At 67.9% G+C, this 15,909-nt stretch carries 10 protein-coding genes and 1 pseudogene; 7 read left to right on the top strand and 4 right to left on the bottom strand.

Translation table 11 applies throughout. The features are described 5' to 3' along the window. Positions 1-42: 42 nt before the first annotated feature. Positions 43-927 (bottom strand): tetratricopeptide repeat protein, encoded by an 885-nt coding sequence (locus V3B41_RS03205; RefSeq protein WP_100443633.1) that lies wholly within the window; start codon positions 925-927, stop codon positions 43-45. Positions 928-1,257: 330 nt separating this feature from the next. Here V3B41_RS03205 and asnB point away from each other — a divergent pair, with 330 nt between their 5' ends. Continuing rightward, the gene (gene asnB, locus V3B41_RS03200; protein WP_049427311.1) at positions 1,258-2,949 is read left to right on the top strand and encodes an asparagine synthase B; all 1,692 of its coding nucleotides are present in this window, start codon (positions 1,258-1,260) and stop codon (positions 2,947-2,949) included. Positions 2,950-3,080: 131 nt separating this feature from the next. Then, positions 3,081-4,472 (top strand): cation:proton antiporter, encoded by a 1,392-nt coding sequence (locus V3B41_RS03195; protein WP_329860052.1) that lies wholly within the window; start codon positions 3,081-3,083, stop codon positions 4,470-4,472. A gap of 75 nt (positions 4,473-4,547) precedes the next feature. On the opposite strand, the gene V3B41_RS03190 is transcribed toward V3B41_RS03195, so the two are convergent. Then, positions 4,548-6,875, bottom strand: coding sequence for a penicillin acylase family protein (locus V3B41_RS03190; protein ID WP_329860050.1), 2,328 nt, complete (start codon positions 6,873-6,875; stop codon positions 4,548-4,550). 124 nt (positions 6,876-6,999) lie between these two features. On the opposite strand from V3B41_RS03190, the gene bfr reads away from it, so the two are divergent. Beyond that, positions 7,000-7,488, top strand: a complete 489-nt coding sequence (gene bfr, locus V3B41_RS03185; protein ID WP_049429558.1) for a bacterioferritin — start codon at positions 7,000-7,002, stop codon at positions 7,486-7,488. Between the two features lie 251 nt (positions 7,489-7,739). Here the strand turns inward: bfr and parC are convergent, their stop codons facing one another. Both parC and V3B41_RS03175 read right to left on the bottom strand, forming a co-directional pair. Continuing rightward, entirely contained in the window at positions 7,740-9,983 is a 2,244-nt protein-coding gene (gene parC / locus V3B41_RS03180; RefSeq protein ID WP_049429559.1) for a DNA topoisomerase IV subunit A, read from the bottom strand. A 60-nt stretch (positions 9,984-10,043) separates the two neighbouring features. After that, a complete protein-coding gene (locus V3B41_RS03175; RefSeq protein WP_180849161.1) occupies positions 10,044-10,925 on the bottom strand; it encodes a helix-turn-helix transcriptional regulator in 882 nt (293 codons plus the stop codon). A 172-nt stretch (positions 10,926-11,097) separates the two neighbouring features. On the opposite strand from V3B41_RS03175, the gene emrR reads away from it, so the two are divergent. The 4 genes and pseudogenes from emrR to emrB all read left to right on the top strand — a co-directional run bounded on the left by emrR (position 11,098) and on the right by emrB (position 15,818). Then, positions 11,098-11,541, top strand: coding sequence for a multidrug efflux system transcriptional regulator EmrR (gene emrR, locus V3B41_RS03170; protein WP_049429561.1), 444 nt, complete (start codon positions 11,098-11,100; stop codon positions 11,539-11,541). Continuing rightward, positions 11,538-13,031, top strand: a complete 1,494-nt coding sequence (gene emrC, locus V3B41_RS03165; RefSeq protein WP_197633202.1) for a multidrug efflux transporter outer membrane subunit EmrC — start codon at positions 11,538-11,540, stop codon at positions 13,029-13,031. Before emrR ends, emrC begins: the two co-directional genes overlap by 4 nt. Beyond that, a pseudogene (locus tag V3B41_RS03160) lies at positions 13,013-14,224 on the top strand (biotin/lipoyl-binding protein); the annotation flags it as partial. The gene emrC and the pseudogene V3B41_RS03160, both read left to right, overlap by 19 nt. Before the next feature lie 7 nt (positions 14,225-14,231). Continuing rightward, complete coding sequence (gene emrB / locus V3B41_RS03155; protein ID WP_329860044.1) at positions 14,232-15,818, top strand: multidrug efflux MFS transporter permease subunit EmrB; 1,587 nt, start codon at positions 14,232-14,234, stop codon at positions 15,816-15,818. Positions 15,819-15,909: the final 91 nt, after the last annotated feature.

The following is a 15,909-nucleotide window of genomic DNA, read 5'->3' as shown; positions in this document are numbered from 1 at the left end:
TGGTGTCTACCGGCAGAAGCAGCCGAGCACGGCCCGGCTCTACTATTCCGAAAAAAGGAAGAACGGCGGCTCGACCGCTTTTTTCCAGTAGCTGGGCGCCGCCATGTAGAAGTGCTGCGCTTCGGCCTTCGCGAACCAGCGTGCCGCCGCCTCGGTGTCCTTCTCCACGCCCGGCGCACTCCGGCCCAGCAGCAGCCCGGCAAAGTACTGGCCGAACACATTGCCCTGTTCCCCGGCACGCTGATACAGCTGCAACGCATGTGCCGGATCGCTCGGCACGCCCACGCCGCGTTCCAGCAGCGCGCCCAGATCCACCTGCGCCTCGGCATCGCCACGCGCCGCGCGACGCTGCAGGTGGGCGACCAGCGGGTGCACGGTGCCGGCCTTCGCGGCCACTGCATCCGGCAGTCGCGAGGAACGGCTTGGATAGCGGTGATGGATCATCGCGCGCAGGTCCCAGCGCAGGGCCTGCTGTGCGTCGCCCTGCTGGCGATAGGCTGCAGCCAAGTCGTGGAACGCGTAGGGATTGCCGTGGTTGGCCGCAGCCAGGTAGGCGCGCTCGCCGCGTCGCCACGAAGCGCGCAGCACCGGTGCAGGATCGATGCGGGGGCTGTCGGCATGCCGCAGCGTGCCGAAGGTCCAGATCCGGCCCAGTGCTTCTTCCGCCTTGGTGTTGTGGAAGGTCCAGGGCGTGGCCGCAGCGGCACGCTCGTAGTAGGCGATCGCGCGCGGGTCGTTGAAGCGCTCGAAGGTCTCTGCGGTATCCCAGGCGCCGTCAAAGCTGCCGTCGCTGCCGCGCTGTTCCAGGGCCTGCTGCTGCGCGGGCGGCAGCCTGGAGGGCGGGGACAGGGTATGGCAGGCCGCCAGGCCCAGGCAGAGCAGGGCGGCCAGTACGGCAGTGCATCCAGTGCGGTGTTGCATTTCCATTACACATTGCTGGGCGCGCCATTATGCGCTTCACGCGTGGTTGCCAACGCAACTGTTGCGCCGCGCCGGAAACCGGGGTACGGTCGATCCCATGTCGATCCGCCTGGCCACCGCCGTCAATAACAACAACCGCAATAATCTGCGCGCGAATAATCGTGCGCGGCCGATGCGGGACTGCGCCCTGGGTAGATAGACATCAACACACGCCCGGACACCAGAAAACCCGCATCGGCCGATGCGGGTTTTTTTGTGCCCGGGCGCAGCCTTCCCGGGCCTGGATGGCCGGTCGAACACCTTCCCCTCGTGAAATCCCCCAACAGGAGCTCCGCCATGTGTTCGATCTTCGGAATCTTCGGCCTGCAGGCCGGTGACGATCTTCCCGCCCTGCGCCGGCACGCGCTGGAACTGTCGCAGCGCCAGCGCCACCGTGGCCCGGACTGGAGCGGCGTGTACCTGGACGAAGGCGCATTGCTGGTCCACGAGCGGCTGGCCATCGTCGATCCGGCCGGCGGCTCGCAACCGCTGCTGTCTGCCGACGGCCAGCTGGCGCTGGCGGTGAACGGCGAAATCTACAACCACCAGCAACTGAAGGCCGCGCTGACCACCGCCTACGACTTCCAGACCGGCTCGGACTGCGAAGTGATCAACGCGCTGTACCGCCAGGGCGGATCGCCGGCGCAGTGGCTGGAGCAGCTCAACGGCATCTTCGCCTTTGCGCTGTGGGACCGTGACAGCGGCCGCGTGCTGGTGGCGCGCGACCCGGTCGGCGTGGTGCCGCTGTACTGGGGCCACGATGCGCAGGGGCGCCTGCGCGTGGCTTCGGAGATGAAGGCGCTGGTCGATTCCTGCGCCGATGTCGCGCAGTTCCCGCCGGGCCACTATTTCGACAGCGCCAGTGGTGAACTGGTGCGCTACTACCAGCAGCCGTGGCGTGAGTATGCGGATGTGCAGGGCCGCCAGGCCGACCTCGCCGAACTGCGGCAGGCCTTCGAGCACGCCGTGGAGCGCCAGCTGATGAGCGACGTGCCGTATGGCGTACTGCTGTCCGGTGGTCTGGATTCATCGCTGGTGGCCGCCGTGGCCGCACGCTACGCGCGCCGTCGCATCGAGGACGGCGGGCAGACCGAAGCCTGGTGGCCGCGCCTGCACTCGTTCGCGATCGGGCTGAAGGGATCCCCCGATCTGGCCGCTGCCGCGGTTGCTGCCGAAGCGCTGGGTACTGTGCACCACGGGTTCGAATACACCTTCGAAGAAGGCCTGGACGTGCTGCCGGAAGTGATCCGCCACATCGAAACCTACGACGTCACCACCATCCGCGCGTCGACGCCGATGTTCCTGCTGGCGCGGCGGATCAAGGCGATGGGCGTGAAGATGGTGCTGTCCGGCGAAGGCAGCGACGAGATCTTCGGTGGTTACCTGTACTTCCACAAGGCGCCGGATGCGCGCGAATTCCACGACGAGCTGGTGCGCAAGCTCGACGCCCTGCACAACTACGATTGCCTGCGTGCCAACAAATCGATGATGGCCTGGGGCGTGGAGCCGCGCGTGCCGTTCCTGGATCGTGAATTCCTCGACGTGGCGATGCGCTTCGATGCCGCGCACAAGATGGTCGGTGCCGGGTTCGGTGGCCGTCGCATCGAGAAGGCGGTGCTGCGCGAGGCGTTCGATGGCTACCTGCCGGACAGCATCCTGTGGCGGCAGAAGGAGCAGTTCAGCGATGGCGTCGGCTACGGCTGGATCGATGGGCTGAAGGCGCATGCCGAAGCGCAGGTGAGCGATCGTGTGCTGGCGGCCGCCGACAAGCGCTTCCCGCACAACCCGCCGCAGACCAAGGAGGCGTACTACTACCGCCACCTGTTCGAGCAGTTCTTCCCGAGCCGCGCGGCGGCCGAGACCGTGCCGGGCGGCAAATCGATTGCCTGTTCCTCGCCGGCGGCGATCGCCTGGGATGCCAGCTTCGCGGCGGCGGCCGACCCTTCCGGACGCGCGATCGCCGGCGTGCACGAACAAGCCCTGGCGTAATGCTTCCGCCGGGCATGGCCCGGCGCTACCGAGCGATGGTAGCGCCGGGCCATGACCGGCGAGCACAAGGAGGACTTAGTCCCCTCCGTCCCCTTTTTGCGACGTATCATCGGCGCCCTGCACATTGGGGAATGTTCATGGACGTACCGCGCGGTAGCCAACGGCCGCCGATGAAGTGGGGATGGCGCTATCTGGCATGGGCCGCGCTGCCCTTGCTTGCCGGTGTACTGCTGGCACGCTTCGCTGGCCCTGCTGCACCCGCTGCGGTTGCCCGCGCTACGGCTGTGGCAGAGGGCGGCTGGGCGCAGCATCTGGCCTCGCCGCTGGGCCTGTTCCTGCTGCAGTTGCTGGTGCTGTTGCTGGTGGCCAAGGGGGCGGGCGCACTGCTGAAGCGGCTGGGCCAGCCGGCGGTGATCGGCGAGATGGCGGCCGGCCTGATGATGGGCCCGTTGGTGCTGGGCAGCGTGCTGCCGCAGCTGCATGGGGCGCTGTTCCCGGGCAGTTCGCTGGGGCCGCTGGGCATGCTCAGCCAGCTGGGCGTGCTGATGTTCCTGCTGGTGGCCGGTGCCGAGCTGGATCTGGCTGCGCTGCGCGGGCGACGGCGTTTTGCGTTCACGGTCAGCCATGCCGGCATCGCGGTGCCGTTCGTGCTCGGCATCGCGCTGGCGATCTGGCTGTACCCGCAGCACGGCCCCGAAGGTGTGGGCTTCACTGCGTTCGCGCTGTTCGTCGGCATCTCGATGAGCATCACCGCGTTCCCGGTGCTGCTGCGCATCCTCGCCGACCGTGGCATCACCCAGACATCGCTGGGCCAGACCGCCATCGCCTGCGCCGCCTTGGGCGACGCCACCGCGTGGTGCCTGCTGGCGCTGATCGTTGCCGCGGCCCAGGCGAGTGGCTGGCTGCCGGCCAGCCTCAACCTGCTGTGCGTGGTTGCGTTCGTGGCGTTGATGCTGGGGCTGGTGAAGCCCTGGTTCGCCCGCCAGCAGATCGCGCCGGGACGCGAAGGGCGCTGGCTGCTGGGCATCCTGCTGCTGTCGCTGGCCAGTGCGCTGGTCACCGAGATGCTCGGCATCCATGCGCTGTTCGGTGCCTTTGCTGCGGGCGTGGCGGTGTCGTCCAACGTGCAGCTGCGCGAGCTGCTGATGGCCCGCGTCGAACCGTTCGCGGTGACGCTGCTGCTGCCGCTGTTCTTCGCCATGACCGGTCTGCGGATGCGCGCCGACGCATTGCAGGCCAGCGATATCGTGCTGTGCGCGGTGGTGATCGTGGTGGCCACGGCCGGCAAGCTGCTGGGCACCTTCAGTGCTGCGCGCAGTGCCGGCATGCCCACGCGTGAGGCATGGCGGTTGGGCGCGCTGATGAATACCCGCGGCCTGATGGAGCTGATCGTGCTCAACCTGGGCTACGAGCTGGGCCTGCTCGGTGACCGCCTGTTTGCGGTGCTGGTGATCATGGCGCTGGTGACCACGGCGATGACCGGGCCGCTGTTGAACCTGATCGAGCGGCGCTACCGTCGGTGATGGGGTCAGATCCCTTTTCCCTTGGAAAAGGGATCTGACCCCGGGTCTTCCGGGGTTGCCGACCAGCGGCCGGCACTACCGCGCTGGCACCAGCGTCATGGTGTGCTGCGCCTTGCCGGGCAGGAACGGGGTCGGGCGGCCATGCACCCAGTCTTCGTGGCCGGCGCCCCAGTACGGAGACAGGGGATGCCCGCTCTGGCCGCCGGGCATGTGCACGATGCCGTCGGCCTCGTGGCCGGGCGATACCACCATGCGCTCGGAAGCACCGAAGTTCGGCGTCTGCACCCGCGGCATGTCGCGGTCACCAGGCAGGCGGTCGGCCGGCATGCACAGCCAGCGCTTGGCGAACTCCGGCAGCGCGCGTGCGATCGGATGGCAGATTGCCGCGGTATTGCGTTCCCCCCACGTGCGCTTGGCCAGTGGGCCTTGCCTGGAGAGCTCGGCTTCCGTGCGACGTGCTGCATCGATCAGCAGCGCATCCCAGCTGTCGAACGCTGGCGGCAGCAGGTTGGCCGGGCGCTGCTGCAGCATCGGCCAGGCCACGCCTTCCAGCTGCGCCAGGCGCGGATCGAGGTAGTCCTCACCCAGCTGCGCATTGGCCGGTGCCAGCAGCGCATCGGACAGCGTCTCCATCACCTGCGTGCGGAACTCGCGCACCACCCGGTAGCTGACCGAGTTGGCGGAAGCGCGCCCGCCCCACTGATGGCTGACCGCCTTCAATCGCTTCAGCGCGGGATCGTCACTGCGTTCGATGACGTCGTGCAGCAGTGCCCACCAGCGCTGCAGGAACACCGCGCGGTCGTCGAGCTGGATCGCAAGCAGGTCGTGTTCGTCGAAGCGCTCCTGGATCGCCAGCAGGTCGCGGATCTGCCGCGCACGAGCGCCGAGGTCATAACCACCGTTGCCGACACTGGCCAGTGCCTCGCCGTCGAGGACGCGGCCGTTGGCGGTCCACAGGCGATGGTTGGGTGGGTCGATCAGTGCCGGCGAGGCATCGCTGCGGATCGGCCAGGGGGCGCAGTCCTGGTTGCTGGTGGCCGTGAAGCCGGCCGGTGCACAGCCCGGACCGCGGTCCGGGCGGGCGCCGATCAGGCGCCAGGCGATGCGTCCGCTGCGGTCGCCGACCACCAGGTTCTGCGCGGGAATGCCGGCGTGGTCGGCGAACCGCAGGGCCGCGTCCAGATCGCCAGCGCGGGCCAGGTCACTGAAGTCCAGCCGTACCGCGCCCGGCAGATGGGCGACCCAGCGCAGCGCGTCGCTGCGGCCATCGGCATGGGTGTGCAGGATCGGGCCCCAGGCGGTTTCGCGCACCGGGAACACCACGTCGGCCCGGCCGGCTACGGTGATGCGTTCTTCATGTACGGTCGCGGCGGCGTTGGCCGGTTCAGTCCGGTAGTCCGCCGTGTCGATGTAGCTGTTGGTGAAGCCCCAGGCCACGTGCCCGTTGCTGCCGACGATCACGGCCGGCAGGCCGGGCAGCGAGAAGCCGGTGACGTCGACCTGGCCGCCGGCAGCCTGCGGGTCGGGGTAGCGCAGGCGCACGCGGAACCACAGGCCCGGTGCGCGCAGGCCCAGGTGCATGTCGTCGGCGACGATAGCGCGGCCATCGGCGGTAAGCGCCCCCGCCACCGCGAAGTTGTTGCTGCCGACAGCGTCCGCCTCTTCCTGCGCGGTGCCGGATTTTCCCTTCAATGTGTGCAGGTCGAGCTGGCTGGCATCGGGGAGCGTGGCGTTGCCGGTCGGTTCGCCGAACAGCGGTGCATCCCATTCGGTGCCGTCGTGGGCGATCAGCGCGTACAGCGCGGACGGCACCACTGCGCGGATGCGGCTCAGTGCAAGCTCGGTCTGGTTGCCCGGGTCCTGCAGGTCGGCGTACATGGCCAGCCCGGTCAGCACGCTGTCGCTGGCCTTCCACGGTTGCGGTGACTGCCGCAGCAGCAGGTAGGCCCACGGGCGCACGGAGAGATCGGCCAGGCCTTCATTGACCCCACCGACGTAGGCGCTCACGGCTTCGATGTTGTCGCCCAGTGCAGCCTGCATGTTCGCCTCGGTGCGCGCGCGCAGCCGATGCACGCGCATGCGCTTGTCGGCGTCGATGGCCTTCGGCCCGAACAGCGCCGACAGCTCACCGGCGGCACTGCGGCGCATCAGGTCCATTTCGAAATAACGTTCCTGCGCATGCACGCGACCCAATGCGCGCATCGCGTCGGCCTGGTTGGCGGCGGTGATGGTCACCACGCCCAGCGCATCGCGTTCGAGGGTGACCGGCTTGGCCAGCCCCGGCAGCGCATGCTCGCCGTCCAGGTCGGCCAGGCTGCCGCGCAGCAGCAGCCACAGCACCAGGGCGGTGACCAGGACGATGGCGATCAATACGCCCAGCACCCAACGCCATGTACGTCGCATCGCACGTCCTTTCCGAACTCGTGGGCCGATTGTAGCCGCAGGCGCAACTGCGACTGATTCCGATTAGATCACCGTATTCTGAAATGCGGCACCCTATGCCACATCGATTCACAGGAGCCCCCCCATGAAAGGCAACCCGGACGTCATCGCCTGTCTGAAGGAACTGCTGCGCGGCGAGCTCGCTGCCCGCGACCAGTACTTCATCCATTCCCGCCGCTACGAGGATCAGGGCCTGTTCGCGCTGTACGAACGCCTGAACCACGAGATGGAAGAGGAAACCCAGCACGCCGATGCGCTGCTGCGCCGGATCCTGTTCCTGGGCGGCGACCCGGACATGCGCCCGCATGCCACCGAGCCGGGCAAGACTGTGGAAGAGATGCTGCAGAAGGATCTCGACACTGAATACGCCGTTCGGAACAATCTCGCCGCCGGCATGAAGCTGTGCGAGGAGAACGGCGACTACGTGAGCCGCGACATCCTGCTGGCGCAGCTGAAGGACACCGAAGAAGACCACGCCTGGTGGCTGGAACAGCAGCTCGGCCTGATCAAGCGCATCGGCCTGGAGCTGTACCAGCTGAGCAAGATCGACGGCAGCGGCGCCCCGGCGCACTGAGCCGGCACCGCTCTCTGTAGAGCCGGGCCATGCTCGGCTGCTGTTGGATCCGAGTCGAGCATGGCTCGACTCTACAACGTTCTGTCGCCCGCCAGCACCGGCGCACCGCCAGCCAGCCTTCGCCCGCCAGCTGCTCCACCGCCCGCCAGCCGACAACGAAAAAGCCGGGGATTGCCCCGGCTTTTTCGTGTCTGATCCCCGGCAAGGCGTGTCAACCAAGGTTGACACCCACCAGGGCAGGGCCCCAGCCCTTATTCCACCGACAACCCTTCCACCTTCTGCCAGCCGCGCGGCAGCAGGTGGCCACGGGTGGCGCGGGCGCCGAGGTAGGCGTCGAGCTCGTTGAACTTCAGCCCCATCGTGCGCTGGCCACTGCGCACCTGCAGGGTCTGCCCCGGGCTGATCGCCACGATGGCGACCACGCGTTCGGTGGCGAGCTTGGCCTTCGGGATCTCGATGATCTTGTTGCCCTTGCCCTTGTCCAGTTCCGGCAGGTCGTTGGCGGCGATCGCCAGCAGGTTGCCCGAGCTGGTCACCGCCACGATGCGGTCGGTGGCCACGTTGGCGAGCACCGACGGAGTGAGCACCGACGAGCCGGACGACAGATTCAGCATCGCCTTGCCGGCCTTGTTGCGACCGATCAGGTTCTCGAAGCGGGTGACGAAGCCATAGCCATGACTGGAGGCCAGCACGAAGCGGGCCTCCGGCTCGGCACTGGCCAGGGTCACGAAGCTGGTGCCCGGCGCCGGCGAGAAGCGGCCGGTCAGCGGTTCGCCATTGCCACGCGCGGAGGGCAGGGTGTGCACCGGCGTCGAGTAGGCGCGGCCCTCGCTGTCGAGGAACGCGACCTGCTGGGTGCTGCGCGCGCGCACCGCGCCCTGCAGTCCGTCGCCTTCGCGGTAGGACAGGGCCGATGCATCGACGTCGTGGCCCTTGGCGGCACGGATCCAGCCCTTCTCCGACAGCACCACGGTCATCGGCTCGCTCGGCACCAGCTCGGTCTCATCGATGGCCTGCGCGGCCTGGCGCTGCACCAGCGGCGAACGGCGTGCGTCGCCGAACTTCTTGGCGTCGGCGGTCAGTTCGTCGCGGATCAGCTTCTTCAGCTTGGCCTTGCTGTCGAGGATGCCGAGGATCTTCTCGCGCTCCTTGGCCAGCTCGTCCTGCTCGCCGCGGATCTTCATCTCCTCCAGGCGGGCCAGCTGCTTCAGCTTGGTTTCCAGGATGTACTCGGCCTGTTCCTCGGACAGGCCGAAGCGCGCGATCAGCGCCGCCTTCGGTTCGTCCTCGGTACGGATGATGTGGATCACCTCGTCCAGGTTGAGGAAGGCGATCAGCAGGCCTTCCAGCAGGTGCAGGCGGCGCTCGACCTTCTGCAGGCGGTGCTGCAGGCGGCGGGTGACGGTGTTGCTGCGGAAGGTCAGCCATTCGCTGAGCAGCATCTTCAGGTTCTTCACCTGCGGACGGCCGTCCAGCCCGATCACGTTGAGGTTGACGCGGTAGCTGCGCTCCATGTCCGTGGTGGCGAACAGGTGGCCCATCAGCTGCTCGGCGTCGACGCGGTTGGAACGCGGCACCAGCACCACGCGCACCGGGTTGGCGTGGTCGGATTCATCGCGGATGTCTTCCAGCCACGGCAGCTTCTTGGCGCGCATCTGCGCGGCAATCTGCTCGATCACCTTCGACGGCGACACCTGGAACGGCAGCGCCGTCACCACGATGTTGTTGGCTTCCTTGGTGAAGGTCGCACGCGCACGCACGCTGCCGTTGCCGGTCTCGTACATGTTCCGCAGATCGTTGGCCGCGGTGATGATCTCGGCGCTGGACGGGTAGTCCGGGCCCTGCACGTGCTCGCACAGGTCGCGCACGGTCGCATCGGGGTTGTCCAGCAGGTGCAGCAGCGCGCTGACAATCTCGTTGAGATTGTGCGGCGGTACGTCGGTGGCCATGCCGACGGCGATGCCGGTGGTGCCGTTCAGCAGCAGGTGCGGCAGCCGCGCCGGCATCCAGGTCGGTTCCTGCAGGGTGCCGTCGAAGTTCGGCGCCCAGTCGGTGGTGCCCTGGCCCAGCTCGCCCAGCAGCACTTCGGCGATCGGGGTCAGCTTGGATTCGGTGTAACGCATCGCCGCGAACGACTTCGGGTCGTCGCTGGAGCCGAAGTTGCCCTGGCCCTCGATCAGCGGGTAGCGGTACGAGAACGGCTGCGCCATCAGCACCAGCGCCTCGTAGCACGCGCTGTCGCCGTGCGGGTGGTACTTACCGATGACGTCACCGACGGTGCGCGCGGACTTCTTCGGCTTGGACGCGGCATTCAGGCCCAGCTCGCTCATCGAATAGATGATGCGGCGCTGCACTGGCTTCAGGCCGTCGCCGATGAACGGCAGGGCGCGGTCCAGGACCACGTACATCGAGTAATCGAGGTAGGCGCGTTCGGCGTACTCGCGCAGCGGCAGTTGTTCGAATCCGTGGAACACGGGGCGGGCAAGTTCGGTCATGCGGCGTTGTTACCTGTTGTCGGGAGGCGGCGACGGCGGTCGCCGCTCGCAATCCTGTGATTATCCGGATGCGGCGGGGGATGCCAAGCCGCGCGCAGGGTCCAGCCCGGTTTCCAGGCCATGCCCGGCCCGCGCCAGGTAGCGCCCGGGCGGCAGCCCGAAGTGGCGGCGGAACACGGTGACGAAGGCGCTGGCGCTGCTGAAGCCCAGTGCGTGGGCGATGTCGGCCACGCTGCGGCCATCGGTCAACTGGCGCAGGGCTTCGGAGAGCCGGGCCTGCTGCCGCCACTGGGCGAAGCTGAGCGTGGTCTCGTCGCGGAAGTGGCGGGTGAGGCTGCGCGGCGACAGGCCGGCCCAGTGCGCCCATTCGGCCAGGCTGCGCTCGTCGGACGGGTCGGCCAGCAGCTGCGAGGCGATCTTCAGCAGGCGCCGGTCATGCGGCATCGGCAGGTGCATGCGCTGGCGCGGCGCAGTGCGGATCTCGTCCAGCAGCACGTCGATGATGTGCTGGCGCTCGGGCGTGGTGTCGTAGCCCAGCGGCCATTCGCAGATGCGGTCGGCCAGCGCCTGCGCCAGCTTGGACAGGCCCAGCACGCAGGGATCGGCGGGCAGGGTGGCGCAGGCCGGTGCGGCCAGCGCCATGCCCCAGCCACGCAGCGGACCGTCCAGGGTCACCGTATGCGGCTCCAGCGGCGGCATCCAGCCGGCCGAGCCCGGCGCCAGCGACCACGTCCCGTGCGAGGTGCGGGTGGTCAGCAGGCCGCGTTCGACGCAGATCAGCTGGGCGCGCTGGTGGTGGTGCCAGTCCACTTCCCGGACCAGGCCGAGGGGGCTGTCGAAGCGGAAGGCGACCACCGGCGGGCCGTCGTTGCGCTCGAACCAGTCCAGTGCGTCGTCACGCAGCAGGCGTTTCGGAGGGGGGATTTCTGCCTTGTTCATCATATCCGCTGGCTGAAATGTGTCATCCATTGGCTTAATTGTACTACCGGGCCAGCTGAGCGGGCCATTAAGGTGTGCGCCGTCACTGATCCAGCCCACTGCTGCAACACAGCATTCGATGCCAGATCAAATATTTCCATTGAGAAATATTTTTTTTGGAAGAGAATGCTCCCCCATGATCTGTCCTGCAACCACTCCCCCCAGCTTCGGCCTGCTGCTGCGCCAGGTGCGCGACGGCCTGGTCCGGCAACTCGACGCGTCCATGGCCGAAGAAGATCTGGGTATCGGCTTCACCCACTACATCGGGCTGAAGGTGCTTTCGCACATGGCCCCGTGCACCGCCAACGAGCTGGCCCAGGCCATCGACCAGGTGCCCAGCGCGGTCACCCGCCTGCTGGACAAGCTGGAGGCGCTGGGCTGCGTCCGCCGCGAACCGCATGCGCAGGACCGCCGCGCGCTGCAGATCGTGCTGACCGATGAAGGCCGCGCGTTGTGGGCGCGGCTGAAGCTGCGCGGCGACGCGGTGATGGATTACGCCTTGCGCGATCTTTCCACCGACGAGCGCACGCTGCTGCTGTCCCTCCTTACCCGAATCCGCGATTCACTGACGACCCCATGAACCCGATCCCGCATCCCACTCTCCGCCGGTCCGGGCGCGCGCTGCTGGTGTCAGCGCTGGCCCTGGCCCTGGCCGCCTGCGCCAGCAGCCGTGGCCTCACCCCGCAGGGCCACGTGCTAGACGTGGACAGCCTGCACAGCGAACGCACCCTGGCCGACACCGACCTGAGCGCCACCGGCTTCCCGGCGCAGGACTGGTGGAAGGCGCTGGGCGATGCGCAGCTGGACGCGCTGGTTGCCGAGGGCCTGGCCGGTCATCCGAGCCTGGACGCCGCCGACGCGCGCCTGCGCCAGGCCCAGGCCCAGGTCGGTACCGCGCGCGCTGACCAGCTGCCCAGCCTGTCGGTGTCCGGCGGCTACACCGGCCTGCGCCTGCCTGAGTCGATGGTCGGCAGCGAAATGGGTGGCCGCTACGGCGGCAGCAGCCAGGTCGCCTTCGACTTCAGCTACGGCGTGGACCTGTGGGGCGGCAAGCGCGCTGCCTGGGAAGCCGCCGTGGATGGTGCCCACGCCGCCACCGTCGAAGCCCAGGCCGCCCGCCTGAACCTGTCCACCGGCATCACCCAGGCCTATGCCGACCTGGCCTATGCGTGGCAGCTCAATGACGTGGCCGAGGAAGAGCTGACCCGTTCGCAGAAGTCGCTGGAGCTGACCCGCCAGCGCCGCAGTGCCGGCATCGACAGCGACCTGCAGGTGCGCCAGGCCGAGGCTCGCGTACCGGCCGCGCAGCAGCAGGTGCAGGCCGCGCAGCAGCGCATCGACGCGGCCCGCACCGCACTGGCCGCGCTGGTCGGCAAGGGCCCGGACCGTGGCCTGTCGATCCAGCGCCCGCAGCCGCTGAACCCGCTGGCGCTGCAGCTGCCGGGCGTGCTGCCCAGCGAACTGCTGGGCCGTCGCCCCGACATTGTTGCCGCACGCTGGCGCGTTGAAGCAGCCGACAAGCAGATCAAGGTGGCCAGGACCAAGTTCTACCCGAGTTTCAACCTGACCGCGCTGGCTGGCGTGGTCGCCCCGAACGTGGGTGACCTGCTGAAGAGCAGCTCCACCTTCGCCTACATCGGCCCGGCGCTGAGCCTGCCGATCTTCGAAGGCGGCAAGCTGCGTGCCAACCTGGCCAACACCGATGCGCAGTACGACCTGGCGGTGGCCAACTACAACCAGGCCGTGCTCGACGCGCTGCGCGACGTGGCCGACCAGGTCAATGCGGTGCGCTCGCTGGCGCAGCAGGCGCACTCGCAGCAGCAGGCGGTGGACACCGCGCGCTCGGCCTTCGACCTGGCCCAGCAGCGCTACCGCGCCGGCATCGGCAGCTACCTGGACGTGCTGACCGCGCAGTCCACGCTGTTGCAGTCGCAGCAGCAGCTGGCCGGCCTGCAGTCGCAGCAGGTGCAGTCCTCGGTGCGCCTGAGCAAGGCACTGGGTGGTGGTTTCCAGCCCGCCGACGCCGACCGCGCACCGATCGCCTCCCATTCCGATTCCTCGCATTCCTGAAGACCCCTGCCATGAGCCAGACCCAAGACACCGCGGCCCCGGCCGCCTCCAACCGCCGTGGCAACCTGCTGCGCGGCCTGTTCGTGATCGTCGTGCTGCTGCTTGCCGCGCTGGCGCTGTGGTACTTCATGTTCGGTCGTTGGTTCGAAGAGACCGACGATGCCTACGTGCAGGGCAACCAAGTGCAGATCACCCCGCTGGTGGCCGGTACCGTGGTCGCCATCAACGCCGATGACGGCATGCGCGTGGAGCGCGGCCAGCTGCTGGTGCAGCTGGACCCGTCCGACACCTCGGTGGCGCTGCAGCAGGCCGAAGCCAACCTGGCCAAGACCGTGCGCCAGACCCGTGGCCTGTACCGCAGCGTGGAAGGCGCGCAGGCGGACTTGAACGCGCGCCAGGTGACCCTGAAGCGCGTGCGTGATGACTTCGCCCGCCGCAAGGACCTGGCCGCCACCGGCGCCATCTCCAACGAAGAACTGGCCCACGCCCGCGATGAGCTGGCTGCGGCCGAAGCGGCCGTTGCCGGGTCGCGCGAGACCGTCGAACGCAACCGCGCGTTGGTCGACGACACCGTGATCGCCACCCAGCCGGACGTGCAGGCGGCAGCCGCGCAGCTGCGCCAGGCCTTCCTCAACAACGCCCGCGCCGGCATCGTCGCGCCGGTCACCGGCTACGTCGCCCGTCGTTCGGTGCAGGTCGGCCAGCGCGTGCAGCCGGGCAACGCGCTGATGGCGGTAGTGCCGACCGAGCAGATGTGGGTCGAGGCCAACTTCAAGGAAACCCAGCTGCGCCACATGCGCCTGGGCCAGGAAGTGGAGCTGAAGTCGGACCTGTATGCCGGTGACGTGAAGTACAAGGGCCGCATCCAGAGCCTGGGCCTGGGCACCGGTTCGGCGTTCTCGCTGCTGCCGGCGCAGAACGCCAGCGGCAACTGGATCAAGATCGTGCAGCGCGTGCCGGTGCGCATCGCCATCGATGCCAAGCAGCTGGCCGAACACCCGCTGCGCATCGGCCTGTCGATGAAGGCTGAAGTGAGCCTGCGCGACCAGAAGGGTGAAGTGCTGCCGAGCACCCCGGCCAAGGGCACGGTGTTCGACACCGACGTGTATGCCAAGCAGCTGCATGATGCCGACGAGGTGATCCACACGATCATCCAGGGCAACCTGCCGCAGCAGCAGGCGAAGGCGGGCTGAGGTCGCCATGTCCGCACAAGCTCCAGCCGCGCCCGGCGCTCCGGGCGCACCGGCGGCGCCGGGAGCGGCCTCCGGATTCCTGCCGCCCAGCGTCGCCCTGTGCACCGTGGGCCTGGCGATGGCGTCGTTCATGCAGGTGCTCGACACCACCATCGCCAACGTCTCGCTGCCGACCATCGCCGGTAATCTCGGCGCCAGTTCGCAGCAGGCGACGTGGGTCATCACCTCGTTCGCGGTCAGCACGGCCATCGCGCTGCCGCTGACCGGCTGGCTCAGCCGCCGCTTCGGCGAACGCAAGCTGTTCGTCTGGGCCACGCTGGCCTTCGTCATCACCTCGCTGCTGTGCGGCCTGGCCCAGAGCATGGGCATGCTGGTGCTGTCACGCGCGCTGCAGGGCTTCGTGGCCGGCCCGATGTATCCGATCACGCAGTCGCTGCTGGTCTCGATCTATCCACGCGAGAAGCGCGGGCAGGCGCTGGCGCTGCTGGCGATGATCACGGTGGTGGCGCCGATCTGCGGCCCGATCCTCGGTGGCTGGATCACCGACAACTACAGTTGGGAGTGGATCTTCCTGATCAACGTGCCGCTGGGCATCTTTGCCGCGCTGGTGGTGGGCAGCCAGTTGAAGGGGCGCCCGGAGCAGATCGAGAAGCCGAAGATGGACTATGTCGGCCTGGTCACCCTGGTGATCGGTGTCGGCGCGCTGCAGCTGGTGCTCGATCTGGGCAATGACGAGGACTGGTTCTCGTCGATGAAGATCGTGGTGCTGGCCTGCGTGGCAGTGGTGACGCTGACGGTCTTCCTGATCTGGGAGCTGACCGACAAGGATCCGATCGTCGACCTCAAGCTGTTCCGGCATCGAAACTTCCGCGCAGGCACGCTGGCGATGGTGGTGGCCTATGCGGCGTTCTTCAGCGTGGCGCTGCTGATCCCGCAGTGGCTGCAGCGTGACATGGGCTACACCGCGATCTGGGCGGGCCTGGCGACCGCGCCGATCGGTATCCTGCCAGTGATCATGACCCCGTTCGTGGGCAAGTACGCATCGCGCTTCGACATGCGCATGCTGGCCACGATCGCCTTCATCGTGCTGTCGATGACCAGCTTCCTGCGCTCGAACTTCAACCTGCAGGTGGACTACATGCACGTGGCCGGCGTGCAGCTGATCATGGGCATCGGCGTGGCGCTGTTCTTCATGCCGGTGCTGCAGATCCTGCTGTCGGACCTGGATGGCCGCGAGATCGCGGCGGGTTCCGGCCTGGCCACCTTCCTGCGTACGCTGGGCGGCAGCTTCGCAGCATCGCTGACCACGTGGCTGTGGGCGCGTCGTACCCAGGTGCACCATGCGGATCTGACCGAGCACATCTCGGCCTATCAGCCGGGCATGCAGGACCAGGTGACCGCGATGGGGCAGGGCAACCTGCAGAACGGTGCAGCGGTGCTGAACAACATGATCAACCACCAGGCTTCGCAGATGGGCTTCAACGACATCTTCTTCCTGCTGGGCTGGATCTTCCTGGCGATCATCACGTTCCTGTGGCTGGCCAAACCACCGTTCGGCGCGGGTGCGGGTGCGGCGTCTGCCGGCGGCCATTGATCGATCATTGCCGTTGAAATGCAAGAACCCCGCCGCAAGGCGGGGTTTTTGTTTGAGGGGTGTCGTGGCGGCCGTCACACCTGAAATGCAT

It is taken from the genome of Stenotrophomonas sp. SMYL89, from assembly GCF_036319985.1.
In the GTDB taxonomy this organism is placed as follows: Bacteria; Pseudomonadota; Gammaproteobacteria; order Xanthomonadales; family Xanthomonadaceae; genus Stenotrophomonas; species Stenotrophomonas maltophilia_Q.
Note: the sequence above shows the minus strand (reverse complement) of the source record. Positions and strands in the feature narration are given on the sequence as shown.